Here is a 17,349-nt window from a genome sequence, read left to right as displayed (position 1 = left end):
ACGAGTCGGCGCATCTCCGGACGGCGATTTTCAGCAGTTGATTGCCGCTGACGGAAGACCAACGGGCGACCGGATGGATCGTAGGGGGCACCCTGGTCAACGCGATTTACTTGCGCGGCGGCCCCATGCTCACCGGCCGGGAGTCACCACGCCAGAGGGCAATCCGCATTTGCCGATTTGGACGGGAGGGGAATGATGGTGCCGAAATTCACATACAACGATATTGTCCGGGTCAAAGGGGCAGCGCAGGCGCCCGGCGGGCAATTGGGCTGGATAGTGGGGGTGTTTGAGGAACGGGCAGGCACCTATTTTGACAAGTTTGCCCCTGGAGTGGTCTACACGGTCGAATTCGAGGACGGTTCGGCCACCGAACTGCATGAAAACAAGCTGGAGCCTGCTACGATCCAGGAAGGCGAACAGGCAACGCGAGCAAAATCCGCTGGATGAACCTCTTGCGGAAAGCTAGATCGCTGCGCCGTCTATCGCGTGGCGACTCAACTGGCCGGTAGTGGCAAGCTCGATCCAGCCGCCGCGTGGAGACTCCGTATCGAGCTCCCAGTCGGGCAGCACGTAGCGGCGCTTCTCGCCCAGCAGATGCAGCGCAGGCCGGTGGGTGTGGCCGTGGATGATCACGTCGGCGCCGGCCTGCTCGAACAGCGCATCGACCGCTTCCGGCGTCACGTCCATGATCTCGTACGACTTGGTCGCGTGCGCCTCGCGGCTGCCTTCACGCAGGCCGGCGATGATCTGCTTGCGCTGCGCCAGCGGCAGGGCTAGGAACTGCTGCTGCCATGCGCGCTCGCGCACCTGCGCGCGAAACGCCATGTACTTGGTGTCGGCGGTGCACTGGGCGTCGCCGTGCACGAGCGCGATCCGCTTGCCGCCCACGGTGATGACGTGCGGCTCGGCCAGGATGGTCAAGCCCGCCGCTTGCGCAAACTGCGCGCCGACGAGGAAATCGCGGTTGCCCGCAATCCAGAAGAGCGCGACGCCGCGGTCGGCAAGCGCACGCAGGGCATGGACCACGCGCTGGTGAAAGGGCGTGTCGAGGTCGTCATCGCCCGCCCAGTATTCGAAGATGTCGCCCAGCAGGTAAAGCTGCCGGGCGTGCACGGCGCGCTCGGCCAGGAAGCGGAAGAACGCTTCGGCCGTGCGCGGGTGCGATTCCTGCAGGTGCAGGTCGGAGATGAAAAGCGCGAGCGCCTGGTTTGCGCTCATACAGCCAGTGCTCGCAACGGCGCGCGCTCCATCATCAGAGGACTTCGACCTTCTCGATGACCACGGCGTCCACCGGCACGTCCGAGTGCATGCCGCTGCGGCCGGTCTTGACGGTGTTGATCTGGTCCACCACGTCCTGGCCCTCGGTCACTTTGCCGAACACCGCGTAGCCCCAGCCGTCCTGGCCCGGGTAGTCGAGGAAGCTGTTGTTCTTGGTATTGATGAAGAACTGGGCCGACGCCGAGTGCGGGGCCGAGGTGCGGGCCATGGCGATGGTGTACTTGTCGTTCTTCAGGCCGTTCTTGGCTTCGTTCTCGACGGTCTGGTCGGCCGGCTTCTGGCGCATGGTCGGCTCGAAGCCGCCACCCTGGATCATGAAGTCCTTGATCACGCGGTGGAAGATGGTGTTGGTGTAGTGGCCGGCGTTCACGTAATGGAGGAAGTTGGCGACCGTTTTCGGCGCCTTGGCTTCGTCCAGTTCGACGGTGATGTTGCCCTTGTTGGTGGTCATGCGTACGGTGGCCATGGATCGTCCTTTTTAGTTGATTGGCAATTGCGAATCCGTTATTTTACCGCCTCGGACGACTTGATGACGCTCGCGGACTTGATGACCACCGGCGTCACCGGCACGTTCTGCAGCCCGTGGATGTCGTCCACCACGACCTTAGCAATCTTGTCCACGACGTCCTGGCCTTTGACCACCTTGCCGAACACCGTGTAGCCGCCGTTGCCCTTCGGTCCCGGATAGTCGAGCCCGCTGTTGTCGCCCACGTTGATGAAGAACTGCGAGGTGGCCGAATCCGGATGATCCTCGCGCGCCATCGAGATCGTGTACGGCTGGTTGGACAGCCCGTTCTTCGATTCGTTGGGAATCGGCTTGTTGGTCGGCTTTTGCACCAGCTTGTCGGTGAGCCCGCCGCCCTGGATCATGAAGCCGTCGATCACCCGGTGGAACACGGTGCCCTTGTAGAATCCCGATTTGACGTAGCGGAGGAAGTTGTCCACCGTCTTGGGCGCCGCTTCGTGATTCAGGTCGATCACGATTTCGCCCATCGTGGTCTTGAGGGAAACTTCGGGCTCGGCCAGCGCGGCGCCGGCAACGGCCATGGCAGCCAGCGTGAGGGCGGCGCGCGCGAACAGGGAAGGGGCAGGGCGGTTCAGGTTTGGCATCTTGGCTCTCGTGTCGTGGATGTGGCGCAAAGTGCTGTCAAGTCTTTTCCCGAAAAATAAACCTGAGCCAACTGCGGCCAGTCAGGTTTTTAAGAATGCTATACTCTGCGAACAACGTCCCATTCTATCAAAACAAGAACAAGGCAGAGGGACCTGACGATCTCGACGCAAGCTCAATCGTAGCCGGTGCGCGCCTTCGCGGCGGACGTGCCCGGGTGCCGTTCCGTCCATTGCGTCGCGTTCGTTAACAACCTCAAGACTTCATGAGCCAACTAAAAATCTACAACACGCTCGCGCGTGACAAGCAGGTCTTTGTCCCGATGGTTTCCGGCAAGGTCGGGATGTATGTATGCGGCATCACCGTGTACGATCTGTGCCACATCGGTCACGCGCGCATGATGGTGGTGTTCGATTACATCTACCGGTGGCTCCGGGCCTCGGGCTACGACGTCAAGTTCGTGCGCAACATCACCGACATCGACGACAAGATCATCAAGCGCGCCGTCGAGAATGGCGAAACGCTGTCGTCGCTGACCACCCGCATGATCAAGCAGATGGACGAGGACCTGGGCGCACTGGGCGTGCTGCCGCCCACGGTGGCGCCGCGCGCGACCGAATACGTGCCGCAGATGCTCTCGATTATCGGCAAGCTGGAAGAAAACGGCCTGGCCTACAAGGGTGAGGACGGCGACGTCAACTACGCGGTGCGCGGCTTCCCGGGCTACGGCAAGCTGTCCGGCAAGTCGCTGGACGACCTGCGCGCCGGCGAGCGCGTGGACGTGAACACCGGCAAGCGCGACCCGCTCGACTTCGTGTTGTGGAAGTCGGCCAAGGAATCCGAGCCGGCCGAGGCAAAGTGGGACTCGAAATGGGGCATGGGCCGTCCGGGCTGGCACATTGAGTGCTCGGCGATGTCCTGCGCGCTGCTCGGCGAGCAGTTCGACATCCACGGCGGCGGCATGGACCTGCAGTTCCCGCACCACGAGAACGAGATCGCGCAGTCCGAAGGCGCGTTCGGGCACCAGATGGTGAACTACTGGATCCACAACGGGTTCGTGCGCGTGGACAACGAGAAGATGTCCAAGTCGCTGAACAACTTCTTCACGATCCGCGACGTGCTCAAGGAGTATGACGGCGAGGTGATCCGCTTCTTCGTCGTGCGTGCGCACTACCGCAGCCCGATCAACTACGCCGACAGCAACCTGGAAGACGCGAAGAACGCGCTGACCCGCCTGTACACGGCGCTGGCCGATATCGACCTGGGAGCCGATGCGCCGCAAGTGGACTGGAGCGAAGAACACGCCGTGCGCTTCCGCGAGGCGATGGACGACGACTTCAACACGCCGCTGGCGATTGCCGAGCTGTTCGAGCTGGCCACCAAGGTCAACAAGACCAAGTCGCTGGTTGACGCGCGCCAGCTCAAGGCACTGGGCAATGTGCTCGGCCTGCTCGGGCGCGAACCGCAGCAATTCCTGCGCGCGCCGGTCGGCGACGCCGGCGGGTTGGACGAGGCCAAGATCGCCGAAGCCATCGAGGCCCGCAAGGCAGCCAAGAAGGCGCGCAACTTTGCCGAGGCCGACCGCATCCGCGCCGAGCTGACGGCTGCCGGTATCGTGCTCGAAGACAAACCCGACGGCACGACGAACTGGCGTCGCGCATAATGGCACTGAACAAGGACAATGCGGGCGCCGCCCCGCAGCTGGACGTTCCCGCCTACTGGGTCCAGGCCAAGGCCGAGCTCATGAAGCGCGACCGCATCATGAACAAGCTGATCCCGCAGTTTGGCGACATGTACCTGCGCGGCCAACCCGACCCGTTCACCACGCTGGCGCGCTCGGTGGTCGGCCAGCAGGTGACGACCAAGGCGGCGGACGCCGCATGGGCCAAGCTGCAGGCCACCTGTCCCAAGTTCACGCCGGCCCAGGTGATCAAGCTGGGCGCGGTGCAGATCGCCGGCTGTGGCCTGTCCAAGCGCAAGACCGAATACATCCTCGACCTGGCCGACAGTTTCAAGGCCAAACGCGTGCACAGCGACCTGTGGTCCGAGATGGACGACGAGGCCGTGATCGCCGAACTCGTGCAGATCCGCGGCATTACCCGCTGGACAGCCGAGATGTTTTTGATATTTAATCTGCTCCGGCCGAATGTGTTGCCGCTTGATGACCCCGGCCTGATCCAGGGCATCAGCCAGAACTACTTCTCGGGCGAGCCGGTCTCGCGCAGCGACGCGCGCGAAGTGTCGGCCAACTGGGAGCCGTGGCGTACAGTTGCCACATGGTATTTGTGGCGTAGCCTGGACCCGGTTCCGGTAGAATAGCGCCTGACACCGCCGCGAGGGGAAATGTTTATTGCTCCGCGGCTAAGAATGATGGCCTGTTGCCTATGAGCCGTCATTCCCGCGCAGGCGGGAATCCATGCTGAGCGTGTATTCACGCGGCCTATGGGTTCCCGCCTGCGCGGGAACGACGGGCAGAAGGAGCGGGCTGAAGAACACCCGGAGGTACAATGACTAAAACAACTTTCCTCAGTTTCGAGCAACCGATCGCAGAACTCGACTCGAAAATTGAAGAGCTGCGTTTCGTGCAGGACGATTCCGCCGTCGACATCTCCGAAGAGATCGACCGCCTGGCCAAGAAAAGCCAGCAGCTGACCAAGGACATCTACGCCAAGCTCACCCCGTGGCAAGTGTCGCAGATCGCGCGCCACCCGCAGCGTCCGTACACCATGGACTATGTGAACGCGATCTTCACCGATTTCCATGAGCTGCACGGCGACCGCACCTTTGCCGACGACCAGTCGATCATCGGCGGCCTGGCGCGCTTTAACGGCCAGGCCTGCATGGTCATTGGCCATCAGAAGGGCCGCGACACGAAGGAGCGCGCCATGCGCAACTTCGGCATGCCCAAGCCTGAAGGCTACCGCAAGGCCATGCGCCTGATGAAGGTGGCCGAGAAGTTCAACCTGCCGATCTTCACCTTCGTGGACACCCCGGGCGCATTCCCCGGCATCGACGCCGAAGAGCGCGGCCAGTCCGAAGCGATCGGCCACAACCTGTACGTGATGGCCGAACTGAAGGTGCCGCTAATCGCCACCATCATCGGCGAAGGCGGCTCGGGCGGCGCACTGGCGATCGCCGTGGGCGACGCGGTGCTGATGCTGCAATACGCGACCTACTCGGTGATCTCGCCGGAAGGCTGCGCCTCGATCCTGTGGAAGACCTCGGAGCGTGCGTCCGACGCGGCCGACGCGCTGGGCCTGACCGCGCACCGCCTCAAGGCAATGGGCCTGATCGACAAGATTGTCAGCGAGCCGCTGGGCGGCGCGCACCGCGATCCGAAGCAGATGGCGCAGCTCCTGAAGCGCGCGCTGGCCGACACGCTGCGCCAGTTCCAGGGCATGAAGACCAAGGACCTGCTCGAAGCACGTCACCAGAAGCTGATGAGCTACGGTAAATTCAAAGAGACGCTGCCGGCCGAAGAGTGAGTCGTCCACACGCCGGGCCGGACCAGGCCCGGTCGATTCCCGCCAGGCTCGCACGCGTGCTCGACGCGCTGCGGGCCGAATTTCCTTCTCCCGCCATCGCCGTCGCCTTCAGCGGCGGGCTCGATTCCATGGTGCTGCTGCACCTGGCCCACGCATGGGCGCGCGAGCACGGCATTTCCCTGTTCGCCTTCCACGTCCACCATGGCCTGAGCCCGAACGCGGACCAGTGGCTGGCCCATTGCGAGCGCGCTTGCGCGCAGCTCGGCGTGCGCTTCGACCATCGCCGCGTCGCGGTGGACAAGGGCCGTTCCGGCGTCGAGCAAGCCGCGCGCAAGGAGCGCTATGCGGCGCTTGGCCAGATGTGCGTGCAGCACGGCGTGGGCCTGCTGCTGACCGCCCACCATCTGGACGACCAGGCCGAGACCGTGCTCCTGCAACTGCTGCGCGGCTCCGGGCCGGCCGGGTTGTCCGGCATGGACACGGCCAACCGGGCGCCGACCTTGCTCGGCACTGCCGACGTGGTGATGGCGCGCCCGCTGCTCGGCCTGACACGCGCTGAACTGGAAAGCTGGGCGCGCGAAGAGGCCCTTGGCTGGGTCGAGGACGAGTCGAACATCGATCCGCGCTACGCCCGCAACGCGCTGCGCCACCAGGTCATGCCGGCGCTGGCGCAGGCGTTCCCCGGCTTTCAGGAGCGGGTGGCAAGGAGCGCCGCGCACGCCCAGTCCGCCCAGCGGCTGCTGAACGAACTGGCCGCCCAGGATCTCGCCGCCTGCCTGGCGGGCGACGCGCTGTCGCTGCCGTGCCTGCGCAAGCTGAACGAAGACCGCATCCACAACCTGCTGCGCTATTGGCTGGCCCAGCGCGGCATCAGGATGCCGTCCACCTCCTGGCTGGAGCAGATGGCGGCCCAGGCACTGGACGCGCGCGAGGATGCGCAACTGCGCGTCACGCATCCCGAGTGCGAAATCCGGCGCCACCGCGATCGCCTTTACATCACGCCGCGGCTGGCGACCCTGGCCGGCATGCGCGACCCCGATGACGTCGGCGTCATCCAAAGAGAAGGGCAGGCGTTCCGCTGGAACGGCGAGGCCTCGCTTGCCTTCCCGGACTACGGCGGCGTGCTCCACTTCGACCCCGCGCCCCAAGGCTTTGATCCGGACTGGCTGCGCGCCCGGACGCTGCAAATCGATTTTCGCAAAGGTGGCGAACGCCTCAAGCCGGCCACCAACCGTCCCACGCGCAGCCTGAAGGCGCACTACCAGGCGCTCGGCGTGCCGGCCTGGGAGCGTGAACGCTTGCCCTTGGTATTCGCAGGGTATGACCTCCTGTTCGCCGCCGGTATCGGCATGGATTGCCGCCATCTTGTCAGCGAAGCAACGCAGCCGATAGCTTTACGGTGGGAAATGAAGCCATTCCTTTAAGGAATTAACATATTCTCAAAGGTTCTGAGAAATTTCGGTTTTCCCGACTTGTGATTTTGCGTTGCAGCATGCTAGAGTAGTCGTTACCTTTGATTTTACTCAAGCGGAATAACCGAATCGCTATGGCTTTAATTGTTCACAAGTACGGCGGGACGTCGATGGGCTCGACGGAACGGATCAAGAACGTCGCAGCCCGTGTCGCCAAATGGCATGACGCAGGGCACAAGATTGTGGTGGTGCCGTCCGCAATGGCGGGCGAAACCAATCGCCTCATCGGACTGGCCAAGGAAATCATGCCTCAGCCGGACCCGCGTGAACTGGACATGATCGCCTCGACCGGCGAGCAAGTCTCGGTCGGCCTGCTGGCGATGGCCCTGCTGGCGCGCGGCAAGGACGCAGTCTCCTACACCGGCTGGCAGGTTGGCATCAAGACCGACTCGGCCTTCACCAAGGCGCGCATCCAGTCGATCGACGACAGCCGCGTCAGGGCCGACCTCGACGCTGGCAAGATCGTCATCATCACCGGCTTCCAGGGTGTGGACGAAGAGGGCAACATCTCGACGCTGGGCCGTGGTGGCTCGGATACCTCGGCCGTGGCGATCGCCGCTGCCCTCAAGGCTGACGAATGCCTGATCTACACCGACGTGGACGGCGTGTACACGACCGACCCGCGCGTGGTGGAAGAGGCGCGTCGCTTGAACAAGATCACCTTCGAGGAAATGCTCGAGCTGGCCTCGCTGGGCTCGAAAGTTCTCCAGACCCGCTCGGTCGAATTTGCCGGCAACTACCACGTGCCCACGCGCGTGCTCTCGTCGCTGACCGATCCCCTGATGCCGCTGGAAGAAGAAGCGAATTCCGGCACCCTGATTTCGTTTGAGGAAGAAACCAACATGGAACAAGCCGTCATCTCCGGTATCGCTTTCCACCGCGATGAAGCCAAAATCACCGTCCTGGGCGTGCCGGACCGTCCGGGAGTCGCCTTCGGCATCCTGGGCCCGATCTCGGACGCCAACATCGAAGTGGACATGATCATCCAGAACCAGTCGGTGGAAGGCAAGACCGATTTCACGTTCACCGTCTCGCGCGGCGACTACGCCAAGGCGATGGGCGTGCTGGAGAGCGTGAAGGAGCAGCTGGGCGCGACCCGGATCCTGGGCGACGCCAAGGTGTCCAAGGTGTCGGCCGTGGGCGTGGGCATGCGCAGCCACGTAGGCGTCGCAACGCACATGTTCCAGACGCTGGCGGCGGAAGGCATCAACATCATGATGATCTCGACCTCCGAGATCAAGATTTCCGTGCTGATCGACGAGAAATACATGGAGCTGGCAGTGCGCGCGCTGCACCGTGCCTTCGAACTGGACAAGGCTTAAAAAAGTTGAAAAAAAATGGGGCGTGTTCCTTGACCAAATGAATCGTCCCCATTAATATGCGTGCTCTCGGTTCTGGAGCACCGGAGCTGAGACTGGAGGCGTGGCCGAGTGGCCGAAGGCACTTCCCTGCTAAGGAAGCATACGGGCTTAAACCTGTATCGTGGGTTCGAATCCCACCGCCTCCGCCAAGTTGAGCAAAAAAGCCGCTGCAAAGCGGCTTTTTTCATTTCTGAAGCGCCTGCGCGCTTTGACGCACTCAAATGCCGGGCGCTTGCGCCGGCTGCTGCACCATTTGGCGCGACGCGTCACGGAATCGTTCCATCAGCCACTCGGTCGCTGGACCGGTCGCGAAGTCCAGGCGCCGGATCAGCGAGAACGGATAAATCAACCGCCCCCTGTCCGCCAGCGCCAGTCGCACCAGCGTCCCGTTCGCAAGGTCTTGTTCGATGATGTGGCTTGGCATGGAGCCCCAGCCGAGCCCCGCCACCAGCAGGCGGTGCTTGGCATCCAGGTCCCCCAGGCGCCAGGTCCGCGTTGAATACACGTTGAAGTCGCGTCCCTCGGTCATCCTGCTGCGATCCGACAGAACCAGTTGGGTGTGTTCGCGCAGCGCGGTGATTGGAATCTGTTCCTCGAACTGGGCGAGGGGATGGGAAGGCGCCGCAACCACTTCCAGAACGATTGCACCGGCCGGGACGGCATCGATCTGGTCTGGCCAGCTTCCTTGCGGACCGGCGATGCCGAATCCCGATTCGCCGTCGAGCACGAGCTTCAGCACGCCTCCCAGCGCTTCCATCTTGAGCTTGAGCGCCGTCGTCGGAAACTGCACGGCAAACGCCTGCAACACCGGGACCAGCGCGGCCGACGGATACATGACATCGACCGCCAACGAGACCTCGCCTTCCAGCCCCTTGGCCAGGCCTTCCGCGCGCGCTGCCAGTTCGCTCACCAGCAGGTCCACGCGGCGCGCATCTGCCAGCACGGCGCGCCCGGCTTCCGTGAGCACAGGGCGCCTGCGCCCGCGCTCGAACAGCGCGAAGCCGAACTGGGCTTCAAGGTTGCCGATGGTGTAGCTGATTACTGACTGGGCCCGGTCAAGCGCGTCCGCAGCGCCAGAAAAACTGCCACGTTCGACGACAGCAAGAAAGACCCGCAACTGGTCAAGAGTGGGCGTTCGCTCGGCCATGGTATCGAAAATTTAGATATTAACGATCCATTGTAAGCGATTGTTTGCATGGGAGCTGGGCCATATCATTGAACCCATTACCCCAACTCATTGCAAGCAATGAAGAGTTCTATCCCGACCCGTACCACCGCCAAATATACGAACACCGCAATCGCCCTCCACTGGGCCGTTGCCGCCCTGATGGTGTGGGGCTTTGCGCTTGGCTGGATCATGACCGAGATCCACGGCATCACACCGACCAAGCTGCGCTACTTCTCCTGGCATAAGTGGATCGGCGTGACCGTGCTGGCATTGGCGCTGTCGCGCCTGCTGTGGCGGGCAACGCATCAACCGCCTGAACTGCCAGACGGGATGCACGGTTGGGAAAAGCTGGCAGCCCATGCCGGCCACGCGCTGCTCTACGTGCTGATGCTGTCGATACCGGTTAGCGGCTATTTCTACACGTCCGCGGCCGGGGTGCCGGTGGTGTATCTCGGGGTGCTCCCGCTGCCCACCTTTATCGACGCCGATCCCGCGTTGGCAAAGGTGCTCAAGGCGGTTCACATCTGGCTGAACTATGGCTTGCTGGCCGCGGTGGCAGGGCACCTGCTGGCCGTCGTCAAACACCAACTTTTCGATCGCCAGCGCCTGCTGCAGCGGATGCTGCCGTTCGGCCGGTAACGATTCAAATTTTCAGGAGGCCCAACATGTTCCACCAATCCAAAGTCCGCATGCTCGCGCTGCTTGCCGGCGTATCGCTGTCGGGAGGAGCGCTTGTAGCCCATGCAGCAGTCGATCTTTCGAAGAGCAGCTTGACCGCGACTTTCAAGCAGATGAACGTCCCGGTCGACGGCAAGTTCAAGACCGTCAACGCCAAACTTCAGTTCGATCCCTCGAACCTGCCCAAGTCGAAGGCGCAGATCGACGTCGATGTGAACAGCTTCGATCTTGGCAATGCGGAGTACAACCACGAAGTCACCGGCAAGGACTGGTTCGACGCGAAGAGCTTCCCGCGCGCGACCTTTGTGTCGAGCTCCATCAAGCCCGGCGCCAACGGCCGCTACGACGTCACGGGAACGCTGACGATCCGCGGCAAGGCAAAAAGCGTGATCGTTCCCATGCAATACCGCAAGGAGGGCGCCGCCCAGGTGTTCGACGGCGTGCTGCCGATCAGGCGCCTGGACTACGGCGTCGGCCAGGGCGACTGGGGCGATACCGCCATCGTCGCCAACGACGTCCAACTGAAATTCCACATCGTTTATACCGGCCAATAAGGCTGATCTCACCTCAGGAGTATATTTTGAAGAAGCATTCGCTCGTCGTAGCTCTGTTCGCCGCACTTTCCGTCACCGCCCTTGGTTCGGCCATGGCGGCACCGACCACCTACAACCTGGACCCGACCCATACCTACCCAAGCTTTGCGGCCGATCACTTTGGCGGCATCTCGACCTGGCGCGGCAAGTTCACCAAGAGCAGCGGCACCGTCACGCTGGACCGTGCGGCCAAAACCGGCACCGTCGATGTGACGATCGACGCTGGCTCGGTTGATACGGGTAACGTAGCGCTGGACAAGCACCTGAAAACCGCGGAATTTTTCGATGTCGCCAAATTCCCGACTGCGCATTTCAAGGGCAGCGATATCCGATTCGAAGGCGACACTCCCGTTGCCGTCAGCGGTCAATTCACCTTCCACGGCGTCACCAAGCCGCTGACCCTCAAACTCGAATCGTTCAAGTGCTTCGTCAACCCGATGATCAAGCGCGAGGTGTGCGGCGCCGAGGCCAGCGCGCAGTTCGACCGTGCCGATTACGGCGTCAGCTACGGCGCCAGCTACGGCTTCAAGACCTTGACCCAGTTGCAGATCCAGGTCGAGGGCATCAAGGCCGATTAACCGGATAGCCGCCCGGTCAGGCGGGGAGGGAAGCCGGACGCGCTGGTCGCAGCGAGTACCCTTGTCGGTACAGCGTGACCAGCGTAAGCCGGAAATTGCTCAGCTCTTCCAGCTTGAGCCTGAGCTGGTAGATCGCAACGCGGATATTGTTCATCGCGCTCGATTTGCCGGACTCGTTAAAGAACGCCACCAGCTCCGGTAACGAGATCACCCTGCTGGACCTGGTCAGGAAAAATTCCGCGAGCGCCACTTCGGTTGGACTTAACCGCACGGAACGCCCGTTCAGGGAAATCGCGCGGCGCTCGCGCTCCAACGTAATCTCGCCGCAGGCAAGCCGGTGCACGCTGCGTTGGGAGCCGGTTGCCAGCGCCAATAGCCGGAACGCGAGTTCCGCCGGGCCGAAATCGGGGAACAGCCAGTCCGCCACGGCGCGGCTGTACTGTGCCATCGATTGCAGGTTTGCTTCGCTCGACGCGATGCCAATGACCGGCACGTTGAGGCCACCTTGCTTGCGCATGTGGGAAAGACGGGCGAGCAAGGCAGTGTCGCCGCCATCGACCACCACGATTGTCAGCCCTTCCGGTGCAATTGCGAGATCCTTTTCGCTGGCCACTGCTGCCGTGTATGTCACGAAAGGCACAATTCCAGCGCGCCCCAGCAGCTCTGTTCCACGATGCACGCGCCGCGGCCCGTCGCCAAATGCTGCCTTCACCTTCGCGAAGGTCGAATGACTACCGATGATGTTAATGGCGAGATTCATCGCGATGAGTTAAGGCAGGGATGGTTGCGTTAGCGGCAGTATAGCATGGAAAAACATTAATGCAACCACGCTTGCGTTAATGTCGACCTGGATCGTCCCCGACCTCCCAGGTACAAAGTCCCTTGGTGTGCAGGCTTGCGCCCAGGCGTTGGTAGAAACGGATCGCGCCCTCATTGTTGCTCTCGACGCCCCAGCGTATGCGCGTATGGCCCGCAGCTTGCGCGACCTGTCTCGCACGCGCCATCAAGGCTTCCCCGATCTTCCTGCCACGATATTTGGCGGTGACAAAGACGTCGTCGATCATCATGAATTCGGCGCCCAGCCAAATGGAGTAATTCACCGTGTAGGAGATGTAGCCTGCAGGCTCGCCATCGAATTGGGCGAGGAGGACGCCAAATCGCGGGTCCTTGCCGAAGCCCGCCCGCCTGATCTCGGAAGGGCTGGTATGAATGTGCTGCAAAGCGTTGTGGTGCTCGGCTTCCTCCAGCATCAGCTTGTAGAAGACCTCAACGTCCTGTTCGGTCGCGGCGCGGATTTCGATCATGGTTCCTCTCAAAATGAAGACAGACTAAAAAATGCCGGGTAACGCTTGCAGGCATCCGCAAGCGCAGCCCGAATTGCGTTAAGATGCCCGGCTGACGCGTGGAATCGACGGATGAACGAATGGAACCGAGCACAAAACAAAAGCGGACCGGCGGCCGGAGTGCGCGCGTGCGCGAAACGGTGATCGCGGCGGCACTGGAAGAGCTTGCGAACAAAGGGTACGACGGCTTCAGCATCGCCAACGTGGCGAAGGCGGCAGCGGTGCACGAAACGTCGATTTACCGGCGCTGGGGAACGCGCGACGCGCTCATTATCGATGTGCTGGACGCCGCGCACATGGCCCCGATCCCGGATCTGGGAAGCCTGCATGCAGATCTTTGCAAGCTGATGACCAATTCCCGCGACTTGATGAATTCCCCGATCGGCCGCAGCCTGTTGCAGCTGGCCGCATCGGTCCAGCCCGAGGGCGCGTTTTATCCGGTCATGAAGGAATTCTGGCAGCGCCGCATTCCGGCGCTCGAAGCCGTGTTTGTGCGCGCCATCGCCCGGGGGGAATGGAATCCGCAGGTGTCGTTCCGCATGCGGCTCGATTCGCTGTTGGGCGCGGTGACATGGCGGGTGAGCGTCACCCACGATGGGGTGACGGACGATTACATCGAAGATCTCGTGTCTTTCCACTGTATTGGCGGCATTGTGGGAGCAAACAAGCAAAATGGATCGCTCGCCTGAAAAGAAGCCCCACGGCAGTCGTGGGGCCAAAGCATTGCGGGAGAGTTATCTGCTAGAGATAACGGCCGGCATCATAGTTCGGTATTGACTGTTCGCCGATGAACATTAGTGGCCGCTAAACATGGATTTCTCGCCGTGACGATCGCCATAGAATGGCCCGCACGAGCAAATACATGAGGAAGGGTCATGGACATACTGGTAGGTGTTATCCTGGGCTTGATGGCGGTCGGGAGTTCCAGGCTGGTTGGCTTTGACCGGGAACGCAGCTTTTTCCCGGTCCTGCTGATTGTGATTGCAACCTATTACCTGCTGTTTGCAGTAATGGGCAAGCAGCCAGGGGCGCTTGAAAAAGAGACCATGGCGGCAGCCGTGTTCGCCGGTATTGCAATGGTGGCGTACAAGCGCAGCTTGTGGCTCGTGCCCCTGGGCCTGGCCGCGCACGCGATTTTCGATGTCGTTCATGGGGAACTGATCGTCAATCCGGGCGTCCCGGATTTCTGGCCGACGTTTTGTCTTGGATTTGACCTGGTCGCCGCGGCCTATCTTTCGGTTTTGTTGTTGCGAAAGGAACTTCTCGCAGTGAAAGCGTTAGCGTGAATCTTGAAAATTCAATGAAATTGCCTGTGCTTGCCGCCGCCCAGTGCGCCGTCCATGATGGCGACCTTGCGCGGAACGTCGAGCGTCACCTGTGCTTCATGCAGGCCGCACATCGCCATGATGTGCAGTTCCTTGTCTTTCCCGAGCTGTCCCTGACCGGCTATCTGCCATCGCAGTCCGGCGCATTTGCGCAGGATCTTGATACGCCCTTGATTGCGCCGCTGCGCAGCTATGCGCGCGAGGCAAGGATGACGACAGTGATCGGCTTGCCCCTGCGATCCGCCGCCCATGACAAGCCGCTGATCGCGGCTTTTGTGCTGCATCCAGAGGGAGCGTTGTCCGTGTACACAAAAGTTCATCTCCATGCCGGCGAAGAGCCGCATTTCGCCCCAGGAAATGGCGGTGACCTGCTCAACCTGTGCGACACGCGCCTGGCGTTGTCGGTCTGTGCCGACTTCAGCCAGCCCTCGCATGCTGCCGCGGCAGCTCGTGCGGGGGCGGACGTGTACGTGTCCAGCGTCTTGATCAGCGAGCGGGGCTATCCTGCCGACAGCGCCATCCTGCAGGGGTACAGTCAATCGCACGAAATGGCCGTGTTGATGGCAAACCACGGCGGACCGACCGGCGGTTGGACTTCGGCCGGGCGCAGCGCCTTTTGGGATCAAAACGGGGAGCTGGTCGCGAGCACCGCAGGCGCCGGCAATCAGTTGTTGGTCGTCACTGGAAGCCACGGAAAATGGACTGGATTCGCAACGGCCGTGGCTATTCCAGAGTAGCCAGCTTCAATTGACCGGCAAGTAAAAGCGTGCGAGGTCATCCAGCGAGACCCCGTACGCATGCGCCACGCCAACGACGGTCCTGAACTGCGGGTTTTCCACTTTTCCAGACTCCAGGCGGGAAAGCACCGGCAGGTTCAGCCAGGCCGCGCCGTGCCCAAATTGCTCGGTGTGCACACGCAGGACATCCGACAAGATCATCCCGCGCTTGAGCCGAACCTGGACAAGATACTCGTGCATGAGCACTGGCTATCCCTCAGAACTTGTAGCGCAGGCCGACGGAGAGATTGTCGAGCTTCAGCGAGCCTTCATCGGCGTTGATGGCTTTGCCGTAGTATTCGTACTCGGCAAACACGGCGATTTTCTCGTCCAGCGAATAGCTCACACCAAATCCCACCATCGGGGTCACGCGGCGCGTGTCGAATACCTCGACCTTGGTGCCTTGCGTGGCCTTGCCGGTGGTGCCGGGGCGGGCGATACCCAGCTTCGCATAAGTTGAAAAATCCTTCGAAACGGCCATGCGCCCGGTCACCGCAGCGTAGAACGTTTTTGGTTCCACCGAGACGGTGGTGTCGCCAGCGGAAATCGAGGTTTTCCCGAAGTTGATATAACCGGCTTCCACGCCAAAACCGTTATCGAATTCGTAGCCCCCGAAGAGCTTCGCGCTTGTCGAGCTCATCGAAAGGTCGATCGATTCCGAGTTCATTTTTTGTTGGGTCCGGCCGACGCTGGCGCCGGCGTACGCTTCGCCCGCCACGGCGGGAGCGATGGACGACGCGATCAACAACAGCACTACTAGCTTTTTCATATGGCAGCTCCTTGAGTTTGTGAGGGATCGAACAATATCCAAACTCTGGCTGCGTGAGAAATATGATTAGGGCAGGCTAATTTATGCGCCCGATTGGCGCTACAGATTTCCCGATTCTCAATGGCTGAGTCGCATAACAGCATCGCTTTTCGGTTTTTTTATGCGCTCGATTCGCGCTTTGAACAAAAGCGGTTGGAACGCGCTTAGGCTGTTACTGCGGACACGCATCAGCCCGCCACCCGGTCCCGAACCCTCGGTGACCTGGCGCTCAACCTCAAGGAGCGAACCGTGAAAAATGTACGAAACGTCGTCATCGCAGGCCTGCTTGCCGCAGGCTTTACCGCAGCCTCGGCCAGCGCAGGCACGCTGACCTACCAGGGCGTCACGTTCACATCGAGTTGGAGTGGGAACGTCCTGAGCCTGGAAATCGACGCCGCGCACCCGACCGGGGACTGGCTTACCGCGACCACGCTGGGGGCGCTGCAAATCAAGGATATCGGTAGCTTCGACAGCGTCAGCCTGACCTCGGCCCCGGGCGATGCAATCAACTGGGCCATGTCGTCGAACGAGCTGACGGCCACCGGCTGCGACGGCGGCGCGCATGTGGGATCGAGCCTGTGCTACTCCGGCACCCACGTGTCCCTGACCGACAACATGGTGTTCCAGTTCACCTTCAGCGGCACCAACACCGACTTCACCTCGCCCCACCTGAAGGTCGAAATGTTCAATGGCGCCGGCGGCGACAAGGTTGGCAGCCTCCTGTCGCAAAACATCCCGGCGGCGCCGGTCCCGGAGCCAGACACCTACGCCATGATGTTCGGCGGGCTGGCTGCGCTGGCCGCGCTGGCGCGCCGTCGCAGGGATCGCGCCTGAAGCGAAGGACATTCGGTCATTGCCGATGGCAGCTCAAAGCCTGAGCTGCCAATATCCGACGTCGATCCAGCGATCGCATTTGAAGCCCACTTCGCAAAAGTGGGCCGCCTTGGCGAATCCCATCGCTTCGTGCAGGGCGACACTGCGTTCGTTCGGCAGGGCGATCCCGCCGATGACCAGATGGATGCCCTTTGCGCGCAGCAGGTCGATCAGTGCACGGTACAGCGCGCCGCCCCAGCCCTGGCCGTGCGCGCCGCCCTCCAGGTAGACCGACGTTTCGACCGAGTGCCGGTAGGCCGGGCGCACGCGCCATTTGGTCGCGTAGGCGTATCCGCGCACTCGTCCATCGGTTTCGAGCACGAGCCACGGCAGAGCGGCGTCGTTGACATCGTCGATGCGCCGGGCCATGTCGTCCGGTGTCACGGGTGTTTCCTCGAACGAGATCGTGGTCTGTTCGATGTAGGGGTTGTAGATTGCGGCCAGGGCTGCGGCGTCGGCGCGCGTAGCGGGGCGGATGGTTGGAGAGGTCATAGTGGTTCCAG

22 protein-coding genes and 1 tRNA gene are annotated in these 17,349 nt (G+C 61.9%); 14 read left to right on the top strand and 9 right to left on the bottom strand.

The features are described from left to right. Nucleotides 1-192 precede the first annotated feature (192 nt). Nucleotides 193-447 (top strand): DUF8139 family protein, encoded by a 255-nt coding sequence (locus NX774_RS08900; RefSeq protein ID WP_258821821.1) that lies wholly within the window; start codon nt 193-195, stop codon nt 445-447. A 15-nt stretch (nt 448-462) separates the two neighbouring features. On the opposite strand, the gene NX774_RS08895 is transcribed toward NX774_RS08900, so the two are convergent. From NX774_RS08895 to NX774_RS08885, 3 genes are read right to left on the bottom strand one after another with little or no spacing between them, the layout of a single operon-like run. After that, nucleotides 463-1,218, bottom strand: coding sequence for a UDP-2,3-diacylglucosamine diphosphatase (locus NX774_RS08895; RefSeq protein WP_258821820.1), 756 nt, complete (start codon nt 1,216-1,218; stop codon nt 463-465). Between the two features lie 34 nt (nt 1,219-1,252). Next, on the bottom strand, nt 1,253-1,744 hold the full coding sequence (locus tag NX774_RS08890) for a peptidylprolyl isomerase (RefSeq protein WP_258821819.1): 492 nt from the start codon (nt 1,742-1,744) through the stop codon (nt 1,253-1,255). A gap of 38 nt (nt 1,745-1,782) precedes the next feature. Further along, entirely contained in the window at nt 1,783-2,388 is a 606-nt protein-coding gene (locus NX774_RS08885) for a peptidylprolyl isomerase (RefSeq protein ID WP_370660411.1), read from the bottom strand. A gap of 263 nt (nt 2,389-2,651) precedes the next feature. Here NX774_RS08885 and cysS point away from each other — a divergent pair, with 263 nt between their 5' ends. The 6 genes from cysS to NX774_RS08855 all read left to right on the top strand — a co-directional run bounded on the left by cysS (nt 2,652) and on the right by NX774_RS08855 (nt 8,853). Further along, a complete protein-coding gene (cysS, locus tag NX774_RS08880) occupies nt 2,652-4,049 on the top strand; it encodes a cysteine--tRNA ligase (protein WP_258821818.1) in 1,398 nt (465 codons plus the stop codon). Continuing rightward, a complete protein-coding gene (locus NX774_RS08875) occupies nt 4,049-4,705 on the top strand; it encodes a DNA-3-methyladenine glycosylase family protein (protein WP_258821817.1) in 657 nt (218 codons plus the stop codon). The genes cysS and NX774_RS08875 overlap by 1 nt, the downstream gene beginning before the upstream one ends. Before the next feature lie 188 nt (nt 4,706-4,893). Then, on the top strand, nt 4,894-5,871 hold the full coding sequence (locus NX774_RS08870) for an acetyl-CoA carboxylase carboxyltransferase subunit alpha (protein WP_258821816.1): 978 nt from the start codon (nt 4,894-4,896) through the stop codon (nt 5,869-5,871). Further along, on the top strand, nt 5,868-7,295 hold the full coding sequence (gene tilS / locus NX774_RS08865; protein ID WP_370660410.1) for a tRNA lysidine(34) synthetase TilS: 1,428 nt from the start codon (nt 5,868-5,870) through the stop codon (nt 7,293-7,295). The genes NX774_RS08870 and tilS overlap by 4 nt, the downstream gene beginning before the upstream one ends. Nucleotides 7,296-7,417: 122 nt before the next feature. Further along, entirely contained in the window at nt 7,418-8,665 is a 1,248-nt protein-coding gene (locus NX774_RS08860) for an aspartate kinase (protein ID WP_258821815.1), read from the top strand. 94 nt (nt 8,666-8,759) lie between these two features. After that, nucleotides 8,760-8,853: transfer RNA gene (locus NX774_RS08855), tRNA-Ser, on the top strand. A gap of 68 nt (nt 8,854-8,921) precedes the next feature. On the opposite strand, the gene NX774_RS08850 is transcribed toward NX774_RS08855, so the two are convergent. Further along, a complete protein-coding gene (locus tag NX774_RS08850) occupies nt 8,922-9,851 on the bottom strand; it encodes a LysR family transcriptional regulator (protein ID WP_258821814.1) in 930 nt (309 codons plus the stop codon). 99 nt (nt 9,852-9,950) lie between these two features. On the opposite strand from NX774_RS08850, the gene NX774_RS08845 reads away from it, so the two are divergent. From NX774_RS08845 to NX774_RS08835, 3 genes are read left to right on the top strand one after another with little or no spacing between them, the layout of a single operon-like run. Further along, on the top strand, nt 9,951-10,511 hold the full coding sequence (locus tag NX774_RS08845) for a cytochrome b (RefSeq protein ID WP_258821813.1): 561 nt from the start codon (nt 9,951-9,953) through the stop codon (nt 10,509-10,511). Nucleotides 10,512-10,537: 26 nt separating this feature from the next. Further along, a complete protein-coding gene (locus NX774_RS08840) occupies nt 10,538-11,104 on the top strand; it encodes a YceI family protein (RefSeq protein ID WP_258821812.1) in 567 nt (188 codons plus the stop codon). Nucleotides 11,105-11,130: 26 nt separating this feature from the next. Beyond that, the gene (locus tag NX774_RS08835; protein ID WP_258821811.1) at nt 11,131-11,721 is read left to right on the top strand and encodes a YceI family protein; all 591 of its coding nucleotides are present in this window, start codon (nt 11,131-11,133) and stop codon (nt 11,719-11,721) included. A gap of 16 nt (nt 11,722-11,737) precedes the next feature. Here NX774_RS08835 and NX774_RS08830 read toward each other — a convergent pair whose 3' ends face one another. Continuing rightward, a complete protein-coding gene (locus tag NX774_RS08830; RefSeq protein WP_258821810.1) occupies nt 11,738-12,481 on the bottom strand; it encodes a winged helix-turn-helix domain-containing protein in 744 nt (247 codons plus the stop codon). 76 nt (nt 12,482-12,557) lie between these two features. Next, complete coding sequence (locus tag NX774_RS08825) at nt 12,558-13,025, bottom strand: GNAT family N-acetyltransferase (protein WP_258821809.1); 468 nt, start codon at nt 13,023-13,025, stop codon at nt 12,558-12,560. A gap of 119 nt (nt 13,026-13,144) precedes the next feature. Between NX774_RS08825 and NX774_RS08820 the strand changes: the two genes are divergently transcribed. The 3 genes from NX774_RS08820 (at nt 13,145) to NX774_RS08810 (ending at nt 15,126) form a co-directional block, all read left to right on the top strand. Further along, nucleotides 13,145-13,753 (top strand): TetR/AcrR family transcriptional regulator, encoded by a 609-nt coding sequence (locus NX774_RS08820; protein WP_258821808.1) that lies wholly within the window; start codon nt 13,145-13,147, stop codon nt 13,751-13,753. Nucleotides 13,754-13,939: 186 nt separating this feature from the next. Then, nucleotides 13,940-14,350, top strand: a complete 411-nt coding sequence (locus tag NX774_RS08815) for a DUF6010 family protein (protein ID WP_258821807.1) — start codon at nt 13,940-13,942, stop codon at nt 14,348-14,350. A 14-nt stretch (nt 14,351-14,364) separates the two neighbouring features. Next, entirely contained in the window at nt 14,365-15,126 is a 762-nt protein-coding gene (locus NX774_RS08810; protein ID WP_258821806.1) for a carbon-nitrogen hydrolase family protein, read from the top strand. 6 nt (nt 15,127-15,132) lie between these two features. Here NX774_RS08810 and NX774_RS08805 read toward each other — a convergent pair whose 3' ends face one another. Continuing rightward, the gene (locus NX774_RS08805; RefSeq protein WP_258821805.1) at nt 15,133-15,366 is read right to left on the bottom strand and encodes a helix-turn-helix domain-containing protein; all 234 of its coding nucleotides are present in this window, start codon (nt 15,364-15,366) and stop codon (nt 15,133-15,135) included. A gap of 16 nt (nt 15,367-15,382) precedes the next feature. Next, a complete protein-coding gene (locus NX774_RS08800) occupies nt 15,383-15,934 on the bottom strand; it encodes a porin family protein (RefSeq protein WP_258821804.1) in 552 nt (183 codons plus the stop codon). Nucleotides 15,935-16,222: 288 nt separating this feature from the next. On the opposite strand from NX774_RS08800, the gene NX774_RS08795 reads away from it, so the two are divergent. Then, complete coding sequence (locus tag NX774_RS08795) at nt 16,223-16,807, top strand: PEP-CTERM sorting domain-containing protein (RefSeq protein ID WP_258821803.1); 585 nt, start codon at nt 16,223-16,225, stop codon at nt 16,805-16,807. A gap of 33 nt (nt 16,808-16,840) precedes the next feature. On the opposite strand, the gene NX774_RS08790 is transcribed toward NX774_RS08795, so the two are convergent. Beyond that, the gene (locus tag NX774_RS08790; RefSeq protein WP_258821802.1) at nt 16,841-17,338 is read right to left on the bottom strand and encodes an arsinothricin resistance N-acetyltransferase ArsN1 family B; all 498 of its coding nucleotides are present in this window, start codon (nt 17,336-17,338) and stop codon (nt 16,841-16,843) included. Between the last annotated feature and the right edge of the window lie 11 nt (nt 17,339-17,349).

This window comes from Massilia agilis (assembly GCF_024756255.1).
GTDB lineage: Bacteria > Pseudomonadota > Gammaproteobacteria > Burkholderiales > Burkholderiaceae_D > Telluria > Telluria agilis.
Note: the sequence above shows the minus strand (reverse complement) of the source record. Positions and strands in the feature narration are given on the sequence as shown.

Coding starts and splice junctions, on each gene's coding strand:
- NX774_RS08900 (WP_258821821.1), top strand. CDS start 193: ATGATGGTGCCGAAATTCACATACAACGATATTGTCCGGGTCAAAGGG.
- NX774_RS08895 (WP_258821820.1), bottom strand. CDS start 1,218: ATGAGCGCAAACCAGGCGCTCGCGCTTTTCATCTCCGACCTGCACCTG.
- NX774_RS08890 (WP_258821819.1), bottom strand. CDS start 1,744: ATGGCCACCGTACGCATGACCACCAACAAGGGCAACATCACCGTCGAA.
- NX774_RS08885 (WP_370660411.1), bottom strand. CDS start 2,388: ATGCCAAACCTGAACCGCCCTGCCCCTTCCCTGTTCGCGCGCGCCGCC.
- cysS (WP_258821818.1), top strand. CDS start 2,652: ATGAGCCAACTAAAAATCTACAACACGCTCGCGCGTGACAAGCAGGTC.
- NX774_RS08875 (WP_258821817.1), top strand. CDS start 4,049: ATGGCACTGAACAAGGACAATGCGGGCGCCGCCCCGCAGCTGGACGTT.
- NX774_RS08870 (WP_258821816.1), top strand. CDS start 4,894: ATGACTAAAACAACTTTCCTCAGTTTCGAGCAACCGATCGCAGAACTC.
- NX774_RS08860 (WP_258821815.1), top strand. CDS start 7,418: ATGGCTTTAATTGTTCACAAGTACGGCGGGACGTCGATGGGCTCGACG.
- NX774_RS08850 (WP_258821814.1), bottom strand. CDS start 9,851: ATGGCCGAGCGAACGCCCACTCTTGACCAGTTGCGGGTCTTTCTTGCT.
- NX774_RS08845 (WP_258821813.1), top strand. CDS start 9,951: ATGAAGAGTTCTATCCCGACCCGTACCACCGCCAAATATACGAACACC.
- NX774_RS08840 (WP_258821812.1), top strand. CDS start 10,538: ATGTTCCACCAATCCAAAGTCCGCATGCTCGCGCTGCTTGCCGGCGTA.
- NX774_RS08830 (WP_258821810.1), bottom strand. CDS start 12,481: ATGAATCTCGCCATTAACATCATCGGTAGTCATTCGACCTTCGCGAAG.
- NX774_RS08825 (WP_258821809.1), bottom strand. CDS start 13,025: ATGATCGAAATCCGCGCCGCGACCGAACAGGACGTTGAGGTCTTCTAC.
- NX774_RS08820 (WP_258821808.1), top strand. CDS start 13,145: ATGGAACCGAGCACAAAACAAAAGCGGACCGGCGGCCGGAGTGCGCGC.
- NX774_RS08815 (WP_258821807.1), top strand. CDS start 13,940: ATGGACATACTGGTAGGTGTTATCCTGGGCTTGATGGCGGTCGGGAGT.
- NX774_RS08810 (WP_258821806.1), top strand. CDS start 14,365: ATGAAATTGCCTGTGCTTGCCGCCGCCCAGTGCGCCGTCCATGATGGC.
- NX774_RS08805 (WP_258821805.1), bottom strand. CDS start 15,366: ATGCACGAGTATCTTGTCCAGGTTCGGCTCAAGCGCGGGATGATCTTG.
- NX774_RS08800 (WP_258821804.1), bottom strand. CDS start 15,934: ATGAAAAAGCTAGTAGTGCTGTTGTTGATCGCGTCGTCCATCGCTCCC.
- NX774_RS08790 (WP_258821802.1), bottom strand. CDS start 17,338: ATGACCTCTCCAACCATCCGCCCCGCTACGCGCGCCGACGCCGCAGCC.